General features: G+C 54.4%; 18 protein-coding genes. 14 read left to right on the top strand and 4 right to left on the bottom strand.

Annotation, left to right across the window (positions count from 1 at the left end):
• Nucleotides 1-8: 8 nt before the first annotated feature.
• Nucleotides 9-1460, bottom strand: coding sequence for a PTS cellobiose/arbutin/salicin transporter subunit IIBC (ascF, locus tag I6L74_RS03525; RefSeq protein ID WP_059177705.1), 1452 nt, complete (start codon nt 1458-1460; stop codon nt 9-11).
• Nucleotides 1461-1675: 215 nt separating this feature from the next.
• Here ascF and I6L74_RS03520 point away from each other — a divergent pair, with 215 nt between their 5' ends.
• The 4 genes from I6L74_RS03520 (at nt 1676) to I6L74_RS03505 (ending at nt 6628) form a co-directional block, all read left to right on the top strand.
• Nucleotides 1676-2689: a LacI family DNA-binding transcriptional regulator gene (locus tag I6L74_RS03520; RefSeq protein WP_059177706.1), complete on the top strand. Its 1014-nt coding sequence runs from the start codon at nt 1676-1678 to the stop codon at nt 2687-2689.
• Between the two features lie 132 nt (nt 2690-2821).
• Complete coding sequence (gene hydN, locus I6L74_RS03515) at nt 2822-3367, top strand: electron transport protein HydN (RefSeq protein WP_059177707.1); 546 nt, start codon at nt 2822-2824, stop codon at nt 3365-3367.
• A 2-nt stretch (nt 3368-3369) separates the two neighbouring features.
• Nucleotides 3370-5625 (top strand): carbamoyltransferase HypF, encoded by a 2256-nt coding sequence (gene hypF, locus I6L74_RS03510; RefSeq protein ID WP_059177708.1) that lies wholly within the window; start codon nt 3370-3372, stop codon nt 5623-5625.
• Complete coding sequence (locus tag I6L74_RS03505; protein WP_059177709.1) at nt 5606-6628, top strand: HoxN/HupN/NixA family nickel/cobalt transporter; 1023 nt, start codon at nt 5606-5608, stop codon at nt 6626-6628. Before hypF ends, I6L74_RS03505 begins: the two co-directional genes overlap by 20 nt.
• 511 nt (nt 6629-7139) lie before the next feature.
• Here I6L74_RS03505 and norW read toward each other — a convergent pair.
• Together norW and norV are read right to left on the bottom strand one after the other, a co-directional pair.
• The gene (gene norW / locus I6L74_RS03500) at nt 7140-8273 is read right to left on the bottom strand and encodes an NADH:flavorubredoxin reductase NorW (protein ID WP_059177710.1); all 1134 of its coding nucleotides are present in this window, start codon (nt 8271-8273) and stop codon (nt 7140-7142) included.
• Complete coding sequence (gene norV / locus I6L74_RS03495; RefSeq protein ID WP_059177711.1) at nt 8270-9718, bottom strand: anaerobic nitric oxide reductase flavorubredoxin; 1449 nt, start codon at nt 9716-9718, stop codon at nt 8270-8272. Before norV ends, norW begins: the two co-directional genes overlap by 4 nt.
• A gap of 187 nt (nt 9719-9905) precedes the next feature.
• On the opposite strand from norV, the gene norR reads away from it, so the two are divergent.
• Nucleotides 9906-11420, top strand: a complete 1515-nt coding sequence (gene norR / locus I6L74_RS03490; protein WP_059177712.1) for a nitric oxide reductase transcriptional regulator NorR — start codon at nt 9906-9908, stop codon at nt 11418-11420.
• Here norR and gutQ read toward each other — a convergent pair.
• Entirely contained in the window at nt 11417-12382 is a 966-nt protein-coding gene (gutQ, locus tag I6L74_RS03485; protein ID WP_059177713.1) for an arabinose-5-phosphate isomerase GutQ, read from the bottom strand. The genes norR and gutQ overlap by 4 nt on opposite strands.
• Nucleotides 12383-12584: 202 nt before the next feature.
• Between gutQ and mltB the strand changes: the two genes are divergently transcribed.
• The 9 genes from mltB (at nt 12585) to csrA (ending at nt 21924) form a co-directional block, all read left to right on the top strand.
• On the top strand, nt 12585-13685 hold the full coding sequence (gene mltB, locus I6L74_RS03480; protein ID WP_059177714.1) for a lytic murein transglycosylase B: 1101 nt from the start codon (nt 12585-12587) through the stop codon (nt 13683-13685).
• Nucleotides 13686-13996: 311 nt separating this feature from the next.
• Nucleotides 13997-14650: a metal ABC transporter ATP-binding protein gene (locus I6L74_RS03475; protein ID WP_059177715.1), complete on the top strand. Its 654-nt coding sequence runs from the start codon at nt 13997-13999 to the stop codon at nt 14648-14650.
• Nucleotides 14647-15510, top strand: coding sequence for a metal ABC transporter permease (locus tag I6L74_RS03470; RefSeq protein ID WP_059177716.1), 864 nt, complete (start codon nt 14647-14649; stop codon nt 15508-15510). The genes I6L74_RS03475 and I6L74_RS03470 overlap by 4 nt, the downstream gene beginning before the upstream one ends.
• Before the next feature lie 2 nt (nt 15511-15512).
• Nucleotides 15513-16391, top strand: coding sequence for a metal ABC transporter substrate-binding protein (locus I6L74_RS03465; RefSeq protein ID WP_059177717.1), 879 nt, complete (start codon nt 15513-15515; stop codon nt 16389-16391).
• 130 nt (nt 16392-16521) lie between these two features.
• On the top strand, nt 16522-17019 hold the full coding sequence (pncC, locus tag I6L74_RS03460; protein ID WP_041689711.1) for a nicotinamide-nucleotide amidase: 498 nt from the start codon (nt 16522-16524) through the stop codon (nt 17017-17019).
• A gap of 92 nt (nt 17020-17111) precedes the next feature.
• The gene (gene recA / locus I6L74_RS03455; protein ID WP_059177718.1) at nt 17112-18170 is read left to right on the top strand and encodes a recombinase RecA; all 1059 of its coding nucleotides are present in this window, start codon (nt 17112-17114) and stop codon (nt 18168-18170) included.
• 67 nt (nt 18171-18237) lie between these two features.
• Nucleotides 18238-18738 carry a recombination regulator RecX gene (gene recX / locus I6L74_RS03450; protein ID WP_059177719.1) on the top strand — a complete coding sequence of 167 codons (501 nt, stop codon included), beginning with the start codon at nt 18238-18240 and terminating at the stop codon, nt 18736-18738.
• A gap of 131 nt (nt 18739-18869) precedes the next feature.
• A complete protein-coding gene (gene alaS, locus I6L74_RS03445; protein ID WP_059177720.1) occupies nt 18870-21497 on the top strand; it encodes an alanine--tRNA ligase in 2628 nt (875 codons plus the stop codon).
• Nucleotides 21498-21738: 241 nt separating this feature from the next.
• Complete coding sequence (csrA, locus tag I6L74_RS03440; protein ID WP_000906486.1) at nt 21739-21924, top strand: carbon storage regulator CsrA; 186 nt, start codon at nt 21739-21741, stop codon at nt 21922-21924.
• The last annotated feature ends 97 nt before the right edge of the window (nt 21925-22021 follow it).

Here is a 22021-nt window from a genome sequence, read left to right as displayed (position 1 = left end):
TATTCATTTTATGCTCGTGCTTCCTGTGCCTGAACCGGCGCGGTTTGCAGGGCGCGTGCTTTTTCTGCATCGTCTTCGACCGGGATATCCTCAAAGCCGAGGAGCAGGGTCAGAACAAACGATAACACCACCGCCAATGCCATCACGCCAAACACCCATACGATCGTCATTGGGTTGGCCGGATCAAAGAATTGTACGCTGGTAAACAGGCCTGGAGCGGCCATCGAATGGCTGGCAAGACCGGCCATTCCGGCCACTGCACCGCAGATAAACCCGCTGATTAAACTCGCAATCAGAGGACGTTTCAGACGGATTGCTACACCGTACAGCGCGGGTTCAGAAATACCCGCCATGATGGCAGACGCCGCCGCCGCTAACGCCGTCTGGCGCAGTTCCGGGTTTTTGGTTTTCCAGGCGACCGCCAGAGAAGAACCGCCGAGTGACAGGTTTGCGCCAATCTCAGACGGCATCACCATCCCTTCTTTGCCCGTTTCAGCAATGGTCTGGATAATCGTCGGGGTAAATACGCGGTGCATCCCGGTCATGACCAGCAGTGGCCACAATGCGCCCATAATCGCGACCGACAGCCAGCCCAGATAACCGTGAACAGTGTAAACCAGCGCGGAGATGGCGCTACCGATCCAGATCCCCAGCGGGCCAATTAAGACGATGGCAAGCGGAGCCGCAATCAGCACGATCAGCATCGGTTTAAGGAAGTTTTTGGTCACCGCAGGGGTAATTTTGTCTACCCAGACTTCGATGTACGACAGACACCAGGTCATCACCAGCGCGGGGATCACGGTGTAGGTGTATTTCACCGCGGTCACTGGAATAAATGCGAACTCAACGTGCTCGCCCTGCGCGGCTTTCGCCATCAGTTCGATAAAACTCGGATGCACCAGTACGCCGGCGATGGCAATTGCCAACGACACGTTGGTTTTGAATTTAATCGCGGCGGACGCGGCGACCATCAGCGGCAGGAAGAAGAATGCGCCGTCGCCGATAACCGTCAGAATAGTCAGTGTCGGCGCGCCTTTTGGTAGCACACCGGTCATTTCCAGAATCATTGCCAGCAGCTTCACCATTGAGCCGCCAATGATCGCCGGGATCAGCGGAGACATCGTACCGATCAACGCGTCCAGTATTCCGGCCCCGATGCGCTTAAGCGTGAGTTTTTGCGGGCCCTGCGGCTGAGCGGGCTGCATTCCTGCCGGGAGCAGGCTCACCACTTCGCGATACGCTTGTGAAACGGTGTTGCCGATAATCACCTGGCACTGGTTGTCATTACGCACCACGCCGAGCACGCCGCTGAGGCTTTTCAGCGTCGCGGTATCCACTTTACTTTCGTCGTGCAGCACGAAACGCAGGCGCGTCATACAGTGGGTGACGGCAGCGACGTTGTCTTTACCGCCGAGCGCGCTGACGACATCGTTCGCCAGTGCAGCATAATTTTTGGCCATCGGGTGAGATCCTGTTGTCGTTTTGAGAATGGGTAGGAAACCGGTTTCACAAAATCATGAATAGTTTTCTAATATGAAACAAGATCGAAATATGTACATTTTTTATATTCGTGATAACGATCACTTTGGCATATTGAAAGCGTGAGATTCGTGCTGCGACAATGTTTACGCAGTGCAGTACACTGCGGCTCATCAGGTTGAGAGGGAAAAATACAATGACCACGATGCTGGAAGTGGCGAAGCGGGCAGGGGTGTCGAAAGCGACGGTGTCGCGGGTGTTGTCGGGCAATGGCTATGTGAGCCAGGAGACCAAAGATCGCGTTTTTCAGGCGATCGAAGAGAGCGGTTATCGGCCCAATTTGCTGGCACGAAACCTGGCAACAAGACGTACGCAAACTCTCGGGCTGGTGGTGACCAACACCTTGTATCACGGCGTCTATTTTAGCGAACTGTTGTTCCACGCCGCGCGAATGACCGAAGAGAAAGGGCGGCAGCTGATCCTGGCCGATGGCAAGCACAGCGCCGATGAAGAGCGCGAAGCGATTCAGTATCTGCTTGATATGCGCTGCGATGCGATCATCATCTATCCGCGCTTTTTGAGCGTGGAGGAGATGGATGACATCATTCAGAAACACGAACAGCCGATTATGGTGCTTAACCGCCGCCTGCGTAAAAACAGCAGCCACTGCGTTTGGTCAGATCATAAAGCCTCGTGTCAGGCGGCGGTGTCGCAGCTGATTGACATGGGGCATCGCGACATTGCGTTTATCACCGGATCGCTGGATTCTCCTACTGGGATCGAGCGCCTTTCCGGGTACAAAGACGCGCTGGCACAGCATCACATTCCCCTGAATGACGCCTTGATCGTGGAGGGAAAATGGAACCCCGAAAGCGGAGCGTTGGGCGTTTCAACGCTGCTGTCGCGCGGTGAGACATTTACCGCGCTGGTGGCCAGCAACGACGACATGGCGATTGGCGCGGTGAAACAGCTGCATGACAGCGGCGTCGCCACGCCGGGCCAGGTCTCAGTCATTGGTTTCGATGATGTATCCATCGCGCCGTACATCATTCCGTCGCTTTCCAGCGTGCGGATTCCGGTGACGGAGATGATCAAAGAGACCATCAGCCGCCTTATTTTCATGCTCGACGGTGGCGACTTTACCTTGCAGCAAACGTTCAGTGGTGAACTGATCCTGCGTGACTCGGTGATTGCCGGACCGCATGTCTAACGTCGACAGGTGTCATCGTCACTTGTGTCGATGACAGACCGTTGCCTTCGATAAATCCAGTGAAATCAGCCCACTAAAACATGGCACGGTTTATGTATGTTTTGCCGCATGAATGTCATGCTGGAGAAGCAAATGAACCGTTTTATTATGGCTGATGCGAGTAAATGTATTGGCTGCCGCACCTGCGAAGTGGCGTGTGTGGTGTCGCATCAGGCGCAGCAGGATTGTGCGTCCCTTACCCCGGAATCTTTTCTGCCGCGTATTCATGTCATTAAAGGCGTGAATATTTCGACGGCGGCTATCTGTCGTCAGTGCGAAGATGCCCCGTGCGCCAACGTCTGCCCTAACGGCGCCATCAATCGTGAAAATGGTTTTGTGCAGGTGATGCAGGAGCGCTGTATTGGCTGCAAAACCTGCGTGGTGGCGTGCCCGTATGGTGCGATGGAGGTGGTGGTGCGTCCGGTTGTGCGTAACAGTGGCGCCGGTCTGAGCGTGCGTGCGGATAAAGCCGAAGCCAACAAATGCGATTTGTGCCATCACCGTGAAACCGGTCCTGCATGTATGGAGGCCTGTCCGACACACGCGCTGGTGTGTGTGGATCGCAATAAACTTGAACAGATGAGTGCCGAAAAACGTCGTCGTGCGGCGTTTGATACGTCGTCTGCCATGCTGTTCTGACGATGAGTGACGGCGGCGTACAGCTGCGGGTGCGCGGCAAAGTGCAGGGCGTGGGGTTTCGCCCGTTCGTCTGGCAACTGGCGAATCAGCTGCATTTGCGCGGGGATGTCTGCAACGATGGCGAGGGCGTGCTGGTGCGCTTGTCGGGCGATGCGGTGGCGTTTACCGAGCAACTCTTGCAGCAGTGCCCGCCGCTGGCACGCATTGATGAAGTGGAGACGCAGCCATTTCATTGGCCGCGCCCGCCTGCGGAATTTACTATCCGGCGCAGCGCGGCTGGGTCGATGGCAACTCAAATCGTGCCGGATGCCGCCACTTGCCCCGCGTGTCTCGCGGAAATGCGCGACCCGCGTGAGCGCCGCTATCGCTATCCGTTTATCAACTGCACCCACTGCGGCCCGCGCTTTACCATTATTCGCGCCATGCCCTACGATCGTCCGGCAACGTCGATGGCGAATTTCCCGCTTTGCGCCCCGTGCGATGAAGAGTACCGGAATCCCGCTGACCGCCGCTTCCACGCCCAGCCTGTCGCCTGCCCGGACTGCGGACCGGCGCTGGAATGGCGATCCGGTAATGAACGCTGTTCACGCGAAAACGCGCTGCAAGCGGCGGTCACATCGCTCAAAGCCGGGGGGATTGTGGCCATCAAAAGCCTCGGCGGGTTTCATCTGGTTTGCGATGCTCGCAATGTTCTGGCGATCGCCCGGTTGAGGGAGCGCAAACATCGCCCGGCTAAACCGCTGGCGGTGATGGTGACGGACATCGCGCATTTACCGGCCTCCGTTCAGGAATTACTGAAATCACCTGCTGCGCCTATAGTCCTGACATCAAAAATGTTTCTCCCCGATCTGCCGCATGAGATTGCGCCCGGTCTGGATACGATTGGCGTGATGCTCCCTTCAAATCCGCTCCAACATCTGCTGATGGATGGCATGGCCTGTCCGCTGGTGATGACGTCCGGAAACCTCAGCGGTAAACCCCCCGCGATGACAAATCAGCAAGCGCTGAATGATCTGGACAATATCGCTGACGGATTTTTGCTGCACAACCGCGACATCTTGCAGCGGATGGATGATTCCGTTGTGGACGATGAAGGCGTGATGCTGCGTCGTGCGCGGGGCTACGTGCCGGATGCGATGACGTTGCCTGATGGGTTTAAGGATATTCCGCCGATACTGGCGCTGGGCGCAGACATGAAAAATACGTTTTGTCTGGTACGCGACGGGCAGGCGGTGTTGAGCCAGCATTTTGGCGATCTGGGCGATGAAGGTGTGGCGAGCCAGTGGCGCGGTGCGCTAGCGGTGATTCAGCAGATGTATCATTTTCGCCCTGAGCACACCGTGTGTGACGCCCATCCGGGCTATCGCAGCGCGAAATGGGCCAACGAAATGGCGCTGCCAACACAGACGGTATTGCACCACCATGCCCATGCTGCGGCGTGTCTGGCCGAAAATGGCTGGCCGCTGGAGGGCGGCGATGTTATCGCGCTGACGCTCGACGGTATCGGAATGGGTGAAAACGGTGCGTTGTGGGGCGGTGAGTGCCTGCGCGTAAACTATCTGACGTGCGAACACCTGGGCGGATTGCCTGCCGTAGCGCTACCCGGCGGCGATCTGGCAGCGCGGCAGCCCTGGCGAAATCTGCTCGCGCACTGTCAGGCATTTGTTCCTGACTGGCTATCGCGGCCTGAAACTCGCCCGGTGCAACAGCAAAACTGGCCGCTGCTGGCGACGGCGATCGCCCGGGGCATCAACGCGCCGCTGGCGTCGTCCTGCGGACGGTTATTTGATGCCGTGGCCTGCGCGCTCGCTATTGCGCCAGTGGTGCAAAGCTATGAAGGCGAAGCGGCCTGCAAACTGGAAGCGCTGGCGATGCGGTGCGCCGGAGTGGAACATCCCGTTACGATGCCGCTTAAAAATACTGTGCCAGACTTAGCCACATTCTGGCGGCAGTGGCTCGACTGGCAGGCGGAACCCGATGAACGCGCATGGATATTTCATGACGCGCTGGCGAAAGGGCTGGCAGATTTGGTTCGCTATCACGCCGAACGGCTGTCTCTTTCCACGATCTGCTTTAGCGGTGGTGTGCTGCATAACCGATTGCTGCGGGCACGTCTGCGGTTTTACCTCGCGGACGTCCAACTGCTTTTTCCATCAAAATTGCCTGCGGGCGATGGAGCTTGCTCTTTCGGGCAAGCGGTAGTCGCCGCCGCTCGAACCTGCTCACAAAGGAACTCACATGTTACGACTCATCCGTAGCGAACCCCGCGCGGTGCTTTTGCTCTCGGTTCTGGCAATGGCGAATCTGCTTGCCTGGGGCTGGGCATGGCAGACGTTTAGCGGCAGTACGGCGCTGATGGCTGCAAGCCTGCTGGCGTGGTGTTACGGGCTGCGGCATGCGGTTGATGCCGATCATATTGCCGCGATCGATACCGTGACGCGCAAAATGATGCAGCAAGGTAAACGACCTTCAGGCGTTGGTGCGTGGTTCTCTTTGGGTCACTCCACGATTGTGGTGCTGGCGACGGTCGCCATTGCGGCCACCGCGACGGCATTTCAACAGAACATGACCTGGTTTCATGAAACGGGCAGCGTGATTGGCACCGCTGTTTCCGCAACGTTCCTGCTGGCGATGGCGCTGGTCAATATGGTGATTTTACGTAGCGTCTGGCGCAGTTTTCAGGCGCTGAAAAAAGGGCGCATGACACGCGTTGACGCGGAACTCCCGGTGACAGGTGGCGCGATGAACTGGTTATTTGGCGCGACGTTCCGGTTGGTGAGCAAAAGCTGGCAGATGTATTTGGTCGGTTTCCTGTTTGGTCTGGGTTTTGACACGGCGACAGAAATTGGTGTGCTCGGTATCTCTGCCGCCAGCGCATCACACGGAATGTCGGTCTGGTCGATTATGATTTTCCCGGCGCTGTTTGCCAGCGGGATGGCATTGATTGATACGATTGATAATTTACTGATGGTTGGGGCTTACGGTTGGGCGTTCAATAAACCGCAGCGTAAGCTCTATTACAATATGACCATTACCGGCACCTCGGTCGTGGTGGCGCTTTTTATCGGTGGGCTGGAAGCATTGGGCCTGGTTATGGATAAGTTCCAGCTAAGCGGCGGCATCTGGAATGCTGTGGCGAAGGTCAACGATAATCTTGGCAACGCGGGATTTTTCGTGGTTGGCTTGTTTATCACCTGCTGGGTCATCTCTATGCTTAATTACCGATGGCGTGGTTACGATGCGCTGATGGTGCGCTCGTAGTCGTTTTTTTGCAGCCTGTTCTAACAGGGGATGGCGCTCTTTCAACGTGCGCGCCGCACACTTTTTTGGCAACAAATAAGATAAGGGAAATGGATTTCCCAACGATAATACAGGGCAATTTTTTATCTTTATCGAAAGATATTATCCATTCATATAACTTATTTTATTTCTGTTTCAGCCTATTAATCCAAATGTATGAATAGAAATGCGTTGTGGCTCGTGCGTGTTTTGGGGTAAGTGGGGATGAAAAGATTTTGCGTCCAAATTCGGAATATTATTGTCTTAAGTCGATAAAAACATGAAAATAGTCGTGCGTAATTAATTGATAATTATATGTTATATATTTGCATTTCCCGTATTTATAATAGTGATAATAAACAAAGGAATGATGGTGTGATTTATTTAATAATTATTTACCTTGTGAATCGAGCGCGTAAAAAAAAGCCCCGGGACATCGGGGCTGCGGATAATAAAATCCTAACATCAAGTAAGATGAGCAAGAGACTGAGGATTAAACGGGTAACGATTTCAACAGAGCGAAAGCCTCCTTCATTCGATCTTCGCTGACCACAAAAGCACGCAGCTGACCGTCATCATCTATTCCACGTGCCACCATACCTTGCGGCTCAAGCGTTATCTGCCAGTTAAGATCCTGACGCTGCGTTTCGCCAGCGAGATGCAGTGGCAATTCGGGCGTTTTCACTTTCACCAGCATGGCGGGTAATTTCAGCGGTGTGCTGATGCCAAGCAGATTTTTCGCTAAAACCATCGCACCGATCTGAATGGGCTGCAGGAACGGCAGCACCTGGCCGTTAATTTCTGCACAATCTCCCAGCGCATAAATATCGGGCTGTGTGGTTTGCAGATAGCTGTCGACCTTCACGCCGCGATGGGTTTCTGCGCCGGCCCTGCGGGCAAGCGCGGTTTCTGGCCGCAAACCGGTTGCGGCAATCACCACCTCCACTTCCACGCTGCGGTTACGGTCGAGCGTCGCACGGATCCCGGTGTCGGTTTTTGTCAGACTCTGCAACTGCGATTTCAGCAGGTGGTGCACGCCCATATCCGTCAGGCGATGCTGTAAGCGACTGCTGACTTCTGCGGGCATCAGGGCGGATAAAATACTGGCCGCATGATCAACCAGCGTCACGTATTTACCCGCCCGGCAAAAATCCATTGCCAGTTCGGTACCAATCAGGCCCCCACCAACAATCATCACCCGCCGGGCATCGCGAAGCGTGGTTTCGCACGCCTGGTACTCCTGCTGACTGTTTAGCGTCAGCATCAGCTCGTGGCCTTCAATCGGTGGCACAAAAGCGGATGCACCCGTTGCCAGCACCAGTTTGTTGTAGTGCCATTGCTTATCCTTGGCCTTCACGCAGTGCGCGGCGGCGTCGATATCGGTTACCCAGGTATACGGGAAAAGACGCAGATTGAACTGTTCAGCAAATTCCCCCGCCGGCTGGTGGGTGAGGTCGTTGGCGCGCTGGCTCAGGCTGATGACGTGGCTGAGATCCGGTTTGTTGTACTCGTCCATGCTGTCAGCTGCAATGAGCGTCAGCGGCACAGTCGCGTCCTGTTTGCGGATATTTTTCACCAGCTGACGGGCGGCAAAGCCCGAGCCGATGATCACGATTCCGTGGCTCATTTTGCCTCCGTTGCCAGGACGTCGAAAACGTCTTTGCCAAGTGAACATTCAGGGCACAGGAAATTATCCGGCACGTCACTCCACGGCGTGCCTGGCGCAACGTCCTGAAGCGGTTCGCCCAATGCAGGATCGTAGACCCACTGACAAACGCTGCACTGCATGCACGGGCCAAGTTCTGCTGCCGCAGCGGCGGCGCAGGCGCAATTTTCCTGCTGTTGCGTCGGTTTTACTGTGGCTTCAGGCAGCGGAGCGAGCGCCCACTGACGTGCAATCTCACGGCCGTGCTGGCGGCAAATTTCCAGCGCGTCGACGTCCGGACGCCATTTCGCTTTCAGGCTCATCGACATTTCAAAACCGGCATCTTGTAAGCGCGTGGACAGACGATCAACCGCGCCGCCGCTCCAGCCGTGGGAGCCAAAAGCGCTGGCTCGTTTGTTACGAAAACGCAGGCCCGTCATCTCTTCAACCAGACCGGCGATCTTCGGCATCATCACGTTGTTCATGGTGGACGTTCCCACCAGCACACCTTTCGAGCGGAAAACGTTGGTCAGGATTTCGTTTTTATCACTGCGCGCCACGTTGAAGATTTTCACCGCCACGTTCGGGTCAACTTCATTAATGCCCTGAGCAATCGCGTCCGCCATCATACGAGTATTGTTGGACATGGTGTCGTAGAACAGAGTGATGCGGTCTTCCTGATAATCCGCCGCCCATTTCAGATACAGCTCTACGATTTGCGTTGGGTTTTCACGCCATACCACACCGTGGGAAGTGGCAATCATATCCACGGGCAAATTGAAGCCGAGAATCTCAGTGATTTTTGGCGTCACCAGACGGCTGAACGGGGTCAGGATATTGGCGTAGTAGCGTTGGCACTGCTCGAACAGCTCGGTCTGATCCACTTCGTCGTTGAACAGGCGCTCATCGCAGTAGTGTTGACCAAAGGCGTCGTTACTGAACAACACTGCGTCGCCCGTCATGTAAGTCATCATGCTGTCAGGCCAGTGCAGCATTGGAGTTTCAACGAAGATGAGCTGTTTGCCGTTGCCAATATCCAGCGAGTCACCGGTTTTAACCGTGTGGAAGTTCCACTCCGGATGGTGATGATGACCGTTGATAGAATCAATGGCGTTGGTGGTGCAGTAAATTGGGGTGTTAGGAATGTATGACATCAGCTCGGTCAGCGCACCGGCATGGTCTTCTTCCGCATGGTTAATGATGATGTAGTCGATGGCGTCCAGATCGATTTCGCTGCGCAGGTTCTGCACGAACTCACGGCTGAATTTGTGATCCACAGTATCGATCAGGACATTTTTACCTTCACGAATCAGATAGCTGTTGTAGCTGCTGCCACGGAGGGTTTTATATTCGGTACCATGAAAATCACGCACTTCCCAGTCACGTTGACCCACCCAATGAATATTATTTTTAACCAGAATAGACATAGCAACCTCAAATTAATACGGTGTTTTTAAGTAAGATGATTTACTTATATCAAGTTGCGTGCCAACTATTTATCATGTTGATTTATATGGATTTTAAAAATAATGACTCATAATGAGTAGTCAAAATGACTATCTTGTTGACTGTCAATATGACAACATGCATTGTCAAAATGACCGCGAGGTAAAAATGAGTTTTTCCGTAGAGGTGCTGGCGAAAATCGCCATTGAACTGCAAACCGGGATTGGCCATCAGGATCGCTTTCAGCGGCTGATCTCCACGCTGCGCCACGTGCTGGATTGCGATGCGTCGGCACTGCTGCGCTACGAAGGACGACAGTTTATTCCGCTGGCGATCGACGGGCTGGCGCACGATGTACTGGGGCGTCGTTTTACGCTGGAAGGGCATCCGCGCCTGGAGACCATCGCCCGTGCGGGCGACGTGGTGCGATTCCCGGCGGACAGCGATTTACCCGATCCCTACGACGGATTAATCCCAGGGCAAGAGAGCCTGAAGGTTCACGCCTGTATCGGCCTGCCGCTGTTTGCCGGACAAAATCTGATTGGCGCGTTAACGCTCGACGGTCTGGAGCCGGACCAGTTCGATACGTTTAGCGATGAAGAGCTGCGCCTGATTGCCGCGCTGGCGTCTGGTGCGCTCAGTAATGCCCTGCTGATCGAACAGCTGGAGAGCCAGAACATTATGCCGGGCAGCCCGGTCGCGTTTGAGCACGTCGCGCATACGGAAATGATTGGTCTGTCGCCGGGGATGATGCAGCTGAAAAAGGAGATCGAGATTGTTGCGGCGTCCGATCTCAACGTGCTGATCGGCGGTGAAACGGGCACCGGGAAAGAGCTGGTGGCGAAGTCGATTCACGAAGGTTCGCCGCGCGCGGTTAATCCATTGGTGTATCTGAACTGCGCCGCGCTGCCCGAAAGCGTGGCGGAAAGTGAGCTGTTCGGGCACGTCAAAGGGGCGTTTACCGGTGCAATCAGCAACCGTAGCGGCAAGTTTGAAATGGCCGATAACGGCACGCTGTTTCTTGACGAAATTGGCGAGCTGTCGCTGGCCCTCCAGGCCAAACTGCTGCGCGTGTTGCAGTACGGTGATATTCAGCGCGTCGGCGACGATCGCAGTTTGCGCGTCGACGTGCGTGTTCTGGCGGCCACCAACCGTGACCTGCGCGAAGAGGTGCTGGCCGGGAATTTTCGTGCCGATCTGTTCCATCGTTTAAGCGTGTTTCCGCTGTCGGTGCCGCCGCTGCGCGAGCGTGGCGAAGACGTAGTGCTTCTGGCAGGTTTTTTCTGCGAGCAGTGCCGGTTAAAAATGGGCTTATCACGCGTGGTGTTAAGCCCCGGCGCGCGCAGCCATTTGTTACGTTACGGTTGGCCGGGCAACGTGCGTGAGCTGGAGCATGCCATTCATCGTGCGGTGGTCCTGGCACGTGCCGCACGTTTGGGCGATGAGGTGGTGATCCACGCGCGACATTTTGCTTTACACGATGAAACCGCGCCTGCCGTGGCGCAGGAAACGCCTGTCATAGCTAATGAAAATTTGCGTGAAGCGACGGACGCGTTTCAGCGCCAGATGATTACCCGCGCGCTGGATCAAAATGGACGTCGCTGGGCGGCTTGCGCGCGCGCACTTGAGATGGACGTCGCCAACCTGCATCGGCTGGCGAAACGCCTTGGGCTAAAGGGTTAAATAATCCCGGCTTGATAGAAATCCTGCAGGTTGATGGCGCCGCAAAGCTTGCCGCTGTCGTCAACGACAGGTGCCGCCGTGATTTTACGTTTCATCAATATCTCTTTGGCTTCGATGGCGCGGCTTTCAGCGTTTAATGTCAGCCCGCCCGCGGTCATCGCATCACTCACAATAGCGTCCAGACTGCCGCCGCCGACCAGCCAGCGGCGAAGGTCACCGTCGGTGAAGACACCCTTAACCAGACCGGTTTCGTCGCAGACGGCGACCAGGCCCAGCCCGGTGCGGCTCAATTCCAGCATCGCGTCCATGACGCTGGTGCTGAGTTTGACCTGCGGGACCGCCTCTTCAGTACGCATTAAATGGTGAACTTTGTTGAGCAGACGCGCACCCAGCGCACCTGCTGGATGAGAGCGCGCGAAATCTTCTTCATTAAAACCGCGCGCCTGCATGACGGCCATCGCCAGCGCGTCGCCCATCATCAGGGTATTAACGGTGCTGGACGTTGGTGCGAGATGCATCGGGCAGGCTTCGCGTTCAACGGAAATATCCAGCGTCGCTTTCGCGGCCAGCGCCAGCGGTGAGCGGGACTTTCCGGTCATCGCCAGCAGTGCAACGGATTTTTCCTGCAAACGAGGAATGATCAAATCCAGCTCTTTTGCCGAGCCGGAATAGGAGATAAACAGCATCACGTCGCGACTTTCGATCATCCCCAGATCGCCATGCAGGGCTTCTGCCGGATGGACAAAAAAGGCCGGCGTGCCGGTGCTGGCGAGCGTGGCGGCAATTTTCTTGCCGATATGCCCGGATTTACCAATGCCTGCGACGATCACTTTGCCTTCGCATTGAATAATGGTGTTGGCTGCGCGGACAAAATCATCGCCCAGTCTTTCTGGCAGGCGGCTGGCTTCCTGTAGCTCCAGCATTAATGTCTGACGGCCTGTGTTTAGCAGAAAATCACTCATTTTTATCTCCGGTTAAAATCCCTTGCGCCTCTCGTCTGAGAAGCCGACAGAAATGTGGCTGCGCCCATGATAGTGCATTCTCCTGGTGGGGATCCTGCCCAATACCGAAAGATTTTGCTTAGCGCCACAGAACTCCTTCCTTGAGGTGTCGCGGATGCTTTACCATACTTGCCACTTATCGAATTCTTTCAATGGATGTCTCATGGTCAAGCGTCGTTACGCAGCGCTCATTCCCGCGCTGATTATGCTTGCTGCCTGTAGCAGCAAACCGAAAACAGAGGAAGTTCAACAGACGGCTGGCGCGCCCTCCGGCGGTTTTCTGCTGGAGCCGCAGCACAATGTCATGCAGATGGGCGGTGATTTCGCCAATAACCCTGCGGCCGAACAGTTCATCGATAAGATGGTGAGCAAGCACGGTTTTAACAGACAACAATTGCACGAGATTTTGTCCCAGGCTAAACGTCTGGATTACGTGCTGCGCCTGATGGACAGACAAGCGCCAACCGCGCAGGCTCCGACAGGGCCGAACGGTGCGTGGCTGCGCTATCGTAAACAGTTCATCACCCCGGACAACGTGCAAAACGGCGTGGCATTCTGGAATCAATATGAAGATGCGCTGAACCGCGCATGGCAGGTCTACGGCGTTCCGCCTGAAATCATCGTCGGTATTATTGGTGTGGAAACCCGCTGGGGCCGCGTGATGGGCAAAACGCGCATTCTCGATGCGCTGGCGACGCTTTCCTTTAACTATCCGCGCCGCGCAGACTATTTCTCGTCCGAGCTGGAAACCTTCTTACTGATGGCGCGCAACGAGCAGGACGATCCGCTGGATCTGAAAGGCTCATTCGCGGGCGCAATGGGTTATGGCCAGTTTATGCCGTCGTCCTATAAAGAATACGCGGTGGACTTTAACGGTGACGGGCATATCAACCTGTGGGATCCGGTGGATGCCATCGGCAGCGTGGCGAACTACTTCAAAGCGCACGGGTGGGTGAAAGGCGAGCCGGTTGCCGTGCAGGCCAACGGACAGGCGCCAGGGCTGGAAAATGGTTTCAAAACCAAATATAGCGTGGCACAACTGGCGTCAGCCGGGTTAACGCCAATGCAGCCGCTGAACAACAACCAGCAGGTGAGCTTACTGCGTCTGGATATTGGTACGGGTTATCAATACTGGTACGGCCTGCCGAATTTCTACGCGATTACCCGCTACAACCACAGCACGCACTACGCAATGGCGGTGTGGCAGTTGGGCCAGGCGGTTGCGCTGGCGCGTGTGCCTGCGGCATCCCCGTTTAGTCAGTAAGTTTTCCCACTGATGTATGGTTTGCCGGAGCAGGGGCTCATCTCCGGCAAACCATCAGGTCGCTCGTTGATACGTCGCGCTTTATTTTTACCGCCACGGTAAGAAGAGCAACGGTAACATTTCGCCACACTCCATTATCATCTTCTGTATTTACATCTGCATCGCAATTTATTAGTGTTATGTTATAACATTATTTGTGGTGTCAATATGTCTATCTCGCTTCTCTCTCTTTCCGCGCTGGCGCGACTCCTTATGGCTTTTGGGCTGATATCGATTATTGCGTTGGCGGTGCGCTGGGCGGTGATTCTCCCATGATTGAGCTACAGAATCTGGTGGCCGGATATGACGGCCAGTCGGTTACTCAGGCGCTCAATGGCGTCATTGAGCGCGGCAGTATGACGGCAATTATCGGCGCGAATGGCTGCGGTAAATCGACGCTGCTAAAAACGCTCGCGGGATTTATTCCTCCGGTGAGCGGGGGTTTTCGCTGGCAGGAAAAACGTCCGGTCATCGGCTGGCTGGCCCAGCGCCACTCGCTGGAAGCGCAATTTCCCCTGACCGTCCAGGATGTGGTGAGTATGGGTTGTTGGCCCGGCATCTCTTTATTGTCGGGATTGCAGCGCAAAACGCGTTTGCGTATCGCCAGCGCGCTTGAGCGGGTTGGGTTGCAGGCGCTGGCAACGTCGACGATTGATGAACTCTCCGGGGGGCAATTCCAGCGCATGCTTTTTGCCAGAGTGCTGGTGCAGAACGCGCCGTTGGTGATGCTGGATGAACCTTTTACGGGTGTCGATGAAGCCACCTGTAACGTGCTGATGGAATTGATGCTGGATATGTATTTGCAAGGGCAAACCGTTCTGGCGGTGTTGCATGACAGCGAGCGCGTGGCACGTCATTTCCCTCAGACACTGCGTTTAGATACCGGCACACCGTGTTGGGCAACAGTACGCGCGAGGGTGGCATGATCTGGCATCTCTTTTTCCAGCCATTTATTGAATACGGATTTATGCGTCGCGCGCTGGTGGTGTGTCTGGCCCTTTCTGTGAGTACCACGATGCTGGGCGTTTTTTTACTGCTCCGCCGCATGAGTCTGATGGGTGATGCTCTGTCGCACGCTATTTTACCGGGTGTCGCGGTGGGTTATTTGCTCAGCGGTATGTCACTGCTGGCGATGAGTGTGGGCGGATTTATTGCCGGAATTTTGGTTGCGCTGATTGCCGGTTTGGTCAGTCGGCGTACGCCGCTCAAAGAAGACGCCAGCTTTGCGGGACTTTACCTTGGCTCCCTGGCGCTGGGCGTCACGCTGGTTTCACTTCGCGGTTCCAGTGTCGATCTTCTGCACCTGCTTTTTGGCTCGATTCTGGCGGTTGATAACGCTGCGGCACTGTTTGTGGCGGGCGTCTGCATATTCACCTTATTGATGCTGGCCATTTTCTATCGTGGCCTGGTCACCGAAGCATTCGATACCGCCTGGTTACAGGTCAATTCACGCGCGTTGCCCGGATTGTTACATGGGCTGTTTCTTGCCTTGCTGGTGCTTAACCTCGTCGCCGGATTTCAGGTGCTGGGCACGCTGATGGCGGTGGGCTTAATGATGCTGCCTGCCGTCGCTGCACGCTGCTGGATGCGAACATTGCCAGGACTGTTACTTATGGCGGGCATCAGCGGGATTTTTTGCGCCTGGTTTGGATTGAGCCTGTCATGGGCGGCAAGTTTGCCTGCCGGGCCGTCTATCGTACTGACCGCGAGCGCGTTATTTATTTTTTCCGTTTTATTTGGCTCGCGCAGCAATCTGCGTGCGCTTTTTCAACGCAAGGGGACGTGAAGATGAAACGAACAAGGGTAATGATTGCGCTGGTGCTGGGATTCATGACGCAGAGCGCGCTGGCTAAAACGCTGAACGTGGTGACGAGTTTTTCCATTCTCGGTGACATCACGCAGGAAGTGGGGGGCAAGCATGTGAGCGTGACGACGCTGGTTGGCCCGGATGGCGATCCGCATACCTTTGAGCCCTCACCAAAAGACAGTGCAGCGCTCAGTAAAGCTGATGTGGTGGTGGTGAACGGTTTAGGGCTGGAAGGTTGGCTCGACCGGCTGATCAAAGCGTCAGGGTTTAAAGGGACGCTAGTGGTGGCTTCTTCTGGAGTTAAAATCCACACTTTGGAAGAAGAGGGCAAAAGCGTAACTGATCCTCACGCCTGGAACAGCGCTGCGAACGGGGCGTTGTATGCACAAAATATTCTTACAGGTCTGGTGCAAGCCGATCCGCAAGATAAAGCGGCGCTGGAGGCTTCTGGTCAGGCGTATATCGCTCAGCTCACGCAGCTGGATAGTTGGGCGAAAACGCAGTTTAGCCAGATTCCCCAGCAAAAACGTAACGTGCTGACCAGCCATGATGCGTTCGGCTATTTTAGTCGTGCTTATGGGGTGAATTTTATCGCTCCTCAGGGGCTTTCTTCCGAGAGTGAGGCGAACGCTGCACAGGTGGCGGCGATCATTGATCAGATTAAGGCTGACGGCGTGAAGACCTGGTTTATGGAAAACCAGCTCGATCCGCGTCTGGTGAAACAAATTGCCACTGCAACGGGCGCCCAGCCCGGTGGGGAACTTTATCCTGAGGCGCTGTCGGCCAAAGGTGGCGTGGCGGATACTTACGTAAAAGCCTTTCGTCATAACGTCAAAACGATTGCGGATAGCATGAAGTAATTCTTTTTTTGAGCCGATGACGTCGCATCGGCTTTTTCTGAAGCCTCCTCGTAAAACCTGAACCCCATCTCCCTATCTCACGAGAAAGTGCTACATTGTGCTGCATGTTTTTCAGGAGCCGAAAGCGATGATGACTGACCATGAATTGATGCAGCTGAGCGAAGTGGTAGGGCTGGCGTTGAAGCAGCGTGGCGCTACGCTGACAACGGCGGAATCCTGTACGGGCGGATGGGTGGCAAAAGTGATTACGGATATCGCGGGTAGCTCCGCATGGTTCGAACGCGGCTTTGTAACCTACAGCAACGAAGCCAAAGCCCAGATGATTGGGGTGCGTGAACCGACCCTTGAACAGCACGGCGCGGTGAGCGAGCCGGTGGTGGTTGAAATGGCCATCGGTGCACTTAAAGCCGCGCAGGCAGATTTTGCGATTTCTGTCAGCGGTATCGCCGGACCCGATGGCGGTAGCGACGTGAAACCCGTTGGTACCGTCTGGTTTGGTTTCGCCACGGCACAAGGCCAGGGAATCACCCGCCGGGAGTGCTTCAGCGGGGATCGTGAAAGCGTGCGCCGTCAGGCAACGGAATACGCGTTAAAAACGCTCTGGCAACAATTTCTACAAAACACTTGATACTGTATGACCATACAGTATAATTGCTTCAACAGAACAGTTTTCACCTCCCGGGAATACGTAAGCGGATTTCCGGCATGACAGGAGTAATAATGGCTATCGACGAAAACAAACAGAAAGCGTTGGCGGCAGCGCTGGGCCAGATCGAAAAGCAATTCGGTAAAGGCTCCATCATGCGCCTGGGTGAAGACCGTTCCATGGATGTGGAAACGATCTCCACGGGTTCGCTTTCTCTGGACATCGCGCTGGGCGCGGGTGGCCTGCCAATGGGCCGTGTCGTAGAAATCTACGGACCGGAATCCTCTGGTAAAACGACGCTGACTTTGCAGGTTATTGCATCAGCACAACGCGAAGGCAAAACCTGTGCGTTTATCGATGCAGAACACGCGCTGGATCCAGTCTATGCCCGTAAACTCGGTGTAGATATCGATAATCTTCTGTGTTCTCAGCCGGATACCGGTGAGCAGGCATTGGAAATCTGTGATGCGCTGGCACGTTCTGGCGCAGTTGACGTTATCGTTGTCGACTCCGTTGCGGCACTGACGCCGAAAGCGGAAATTGAAGGTGAAATCGGTGACTCTCACATGGGCCTCGCGGCACGTATGATGAGCCAGGCAATGCGTAAACTGGCCGGTAACCTTAAGCAGTCTAATACGCTGCTGATCTTCATCAACCAGATCCGTATGAAAATTGGTGTGATGTTTGGTAACCCGGAAACCACTACCGGGGGTAACGCACTGAAGTTCTATGCGTCCGTTCGCCTGGATATCCGTCGTATCGGCGCAGTGAAAGATGGCGATAACGTGATCGGCAGCGAAACCCGCGTGAAGGTTGTGAAGAATAAAATCGCCGCTCCGTTCAAGCAGGCTGAATTCCAGATCCTTTACGGTGAAGGTATCAACTTCTTTGGCGAGTTGGTTGATCTCGGCGTGAAAGAGAAGCTGATTGAAAAAGCAGGCGCCTGGTACAGCTACAACGGCGACAAAATTGGTCAGGGTAAAGCGAATGCTATCTCCTGGTTGAAAGAGAACCCAGCAGCAGCGAAAGAAATTGAGAAGAAAGTGCGCGAACTCCTTCTCAGTAACCAGGATTCTAAACCTGACTTCGTTGTTGATGCCGCAGATGCTGAAGAAACCAACCCAGATTTCTAATGATCTGGTGTAAAAACAAGGGCTGCTATTGCGGCCCTTTTTGCATTTGTCATACAGCAGGTTTTATATGAGTGAATCAAAACCGCGTCGTCCTGCCTACGCCCGTTTATTAGACCGTGCCGTGCGGATTCTTGGTGTACGCGATCACAGTGAACAAGAACTGCGGCGCAAGTTAGCTGCTCCCGTTATAGGTAAAAATGGACCGGAGGCGATCGATGCGACTGAGGAAGACTATGATCGCGTGATCGCCTGGTGCTATGAGCACAGCTACCTGGATGACACGCGTTTTGTGACGCGTTTTATCGCCAGCCGGAGCCGTAAAGGTTACGGGCCTGCGCGAATTCGTCAGGAACTTAATCAGAAAGGGATCGCTCGCGAAGCAACAGAACAGGCGATGCGTGAATGCGATATAGACTGGGGTGAACTGGCGCGGGATCAAGCCGTTCGTAAGTACGGTGAACCTCTGCCGCGTGAATTTTCAGAAAAAGTAAAAATCCAGCGTTTCTTACTCTACCGTGGCTACCTGATGGAAGATATTCAGGCTATATGGCGTAATTTTACCGATTGAACGCATGCTGCATTTTACTTCCCTCCAAAGAAAACTTATCTTATTCCCACTTTTTCCAGTAGCTGGCCCGTCCAATCGTCAACAGGTACAGGCTGGCTGCGACATTTCGTTAGCTTGATTTCAGGATAATTATGAGCAAGAGCACCGCTGAGATCCGTCAGGCGTTTCTCGATTTTTTCCATAGTAAGGGACACCAGGTAGTTGCCAGCAGCTCCCTGGTACCGAACAATGACCCGACTCTGCTGTTTACCAACGCCGGGATGAACCAGTTCAAGGATGTATTCCTTGGTCTCGATAAGCGTAATTATTCCCGTGCGACAACCTCACAGCGTTGCGTACGTGCGGGCGGTAAACATAACGATCTGGAAAACGTCGGCTACACCGCACGTCACCACACTTTCTTCGAGATGCTGGGTAACTTCAGCTTCGGCGACTATTTCAAACACGACGCTATCCAGTACGCATGGGAATTGCTGACCGGTGAAAACTGGTTCAACCTGCCGAAAGAGCGTCTGTGGGTTACCGTTTACGAAACCGACGACGAAGCTTACGAAATCTGGGAGAAAGAAGTTGGTATCCCGCGTGAGCGAATTATTCGTATCGGGGATAACAAAGGCGCGCCATATGCGTCTGACAACTTCTGGCAGATGGGCGATACCGGTCCTTGCGGTCCGTGCACCGAGATCTTCTACGATCACGGCGACCATATTTGGGGTGGACCTCCAGGGACAGCAGAAGAAGACGGCGATCGCTATATTGAGATCTGGAATATCGTCTTTATGCAGTTCAACCGTCAGATTGACGGCACGATGGAGCCACTGCCAAAACCGTCCGTTGATACGGGTATGGGTCTGGAACGTATTGCAGCCGTTCTGCAACACGTCAACTCCAACTACGATATCGATCTGTTCAGCACGCTGATTAAGTCTGTTGCTGAAGTGACCGGTGCCACCGATCTGAGCAATAAATCTCTGCGCGTTATCGCAGACCATATTCGTTCTTGTGCGTTCCTGATTGCTGATGGCGTGATTCCGTCGAATGAAAACCGTGGTTACGTGCTGCGTCGCATCATTCGTCGTGCTGTTCGTCATGGCAACATGTTGGGCGCGAAAGACACCTTCTTCTACAAACTTGTCGGTCCGCTGGTGGGCGTCATGGGCGATGCAGGCGAAGAGCTGAAACGCCAACAGTCGCAGGTTGAGCAGGTCCTGAAAACAGAAGAAGAGCAGTTTGCTCGTACCCTGGAGCGCGGTCTGGCACTGCTGGACGAAGAACTGTCTCAGCTGACCGGCGATACGCTGGATGGCGAAACTGCCTTCCGTCTGTACGACACCTACGGCTTCCCGGTTGACCTGACGGCAGACGTTTGCCGCGAGCGCAACATCAAAGTGGACGAAGCTGGCTTTGAAGCCGCCATGGAAGAACAGCGCCGCCGTGCGCGTGAATCCAGCGGTTTTGGCGCGGATTACAATGCGATGATCCGTGTGGACAGCGCATCTGAATTCCAGGGTTACGATCGCCTGGAATTGAACGCCAAAGTTACCGCCCTGTTTGTCGACGGCAAAGCCGTAGAGAGCATTAGCGCTGGTCAGGATGCGGTTGTCGTTCTCGATCAAACCCCATTCTATGCGGAATCCGGTGGTCAGGTCGGCGATAAAGGCGAACTGAAAGGCCACGGCTTTAGCTTCTCTGTCAGCGATACTCAGAAATACGGTCAGGCAATTGGCCATATCGGCAAACTTGCTTCCGGTTCTCTGAAAGTCGGTGAGGGCGTTCAGGCAGAAGTCGATGAAGCACGTCGCCAACGCATTCGTCTGAATCACTCTGCAACGCACCTGATGCACGCCGCATTGCGTGACGTTCTGGGCACTCATGTTGCGCAGAAAGGTTCTCTGGTCAACGACAAAATCCTGCGTTTCGACTTCTCTCATTTTGAAGCGATGAAACCGTCTGAAATCCGCGCGGTTGAAGATATGGTTAACGCGCAGATCCGTCGTAACCTGCCTATCGAAACCAACATCATGGATCTCGAGGCGGCCAGAGCTAAAGGCGCGATGGCGCTGTTTGGCGAGAAATATGATGAGCGCGTTCGCGTGCTGAGCATGGGTGATTTCTCTACCGAACTCTGCGGCGGGACTCACGCTTCCCGTACCGGTGATATCGGCCTGTTCCGTATCCTATCCGAATCGGGTACCGCGGCGGGTGTGCGTCGTATCGAAGCGGTAACAGGTGAAGGTGCTATCGCCAGCCTGCACGCTGAAAGCGATCAGTTGCACGATATTGCTCAACTGTTGAAAGGTGACAGCCACAATCTGGGTGAGAAAGTGCGTAGCGCACTGGAACGTAGTCGCCAGCTCGAAAAAGAACTGCAGCAACTGAAAGAGCAGGCAGCCGTTCAAGAAAGCGCAAATCTCTCCAGCAAAGCGGTTGATATTAAAGGTGTCAAACTGCTGGTCAGTGAACTGGCAGGTGTTGAACCTAAGATGCTTCGTACCATGGTTGATGATCTGAAGAACCAGCTCGGTTCGACAATTATCGTTCTGGCGACAGCGGTCGAAGGTAAGGTTTCTCTGATTGCGGGCGTCTCTAAGGATGTGACTGACCGCGTGAAAGCAGGGGAATTGATTGGTATGGTCGCTCAGCAGGTGGGTGGCAAAGGTGGCGGTCGTCCGGACATGGCGCAAGCCGGCGGTACGGATGCAGCGGCACTTCCAGCAGCATTGGCCAGCGTTGAAAGCTGGGTAAGTGCTAAACTGTAATAATTACAAAGCGTAAACAGACGCCATAACCTTGCAGTTATGGCGTATTAGTTACTACGCTATCGACAATGATAAAGTCAGGTTGAGTTTGTGTATATCGGCTAAACTTACGTTTAACAGAATGTGATGCCGTGACTGCTTACACTTTACGTGTTTGTCATCGCTTACTTTTTGGCGTTATATGATGGATAATGCCGGGATACAAGAGACCCGACTCTTTTAATCTTTCAAGGAGCAAAGAATGCTGATTCTGACTCGTCGAGTTGGTGAGACCCTCATGATTGGGGATGAGGTCACCGTGACAGTTCTAGGGGTAAAGGGTAACCAGGTTCGTATTGGTGTGAACGCCCCTAAAGAAGTCTCTGTCCATCGTGAAGAGATCTACCAGCGTATCCAGGCTGAAAAATCCCAGCAGTCCAGTTACTGATATTATCGCGTCTCGCTTTCCGGCGAGACGCAACCCTCTTGCCATTGTTCCTGCATAAAGTTACCGTTCTATTTCATTCGCTCGATTTTTCACACTC

Source organism: Lelliottia amnigena (assembly GCF_019047465.1).
GTDB classification, from domain to species: Bacteria; Pseudomonadota; Gammaproteobacteria; order Enterobacterales; family Enterobacteriaceae; genus Enterobacter; species Enterobacter amnigenus.
The sequence above is the reverse complement of the archived record's forward strand: the minus strand, read 5'-3'. Positions and strand labels throughout refer to the sequence as shown.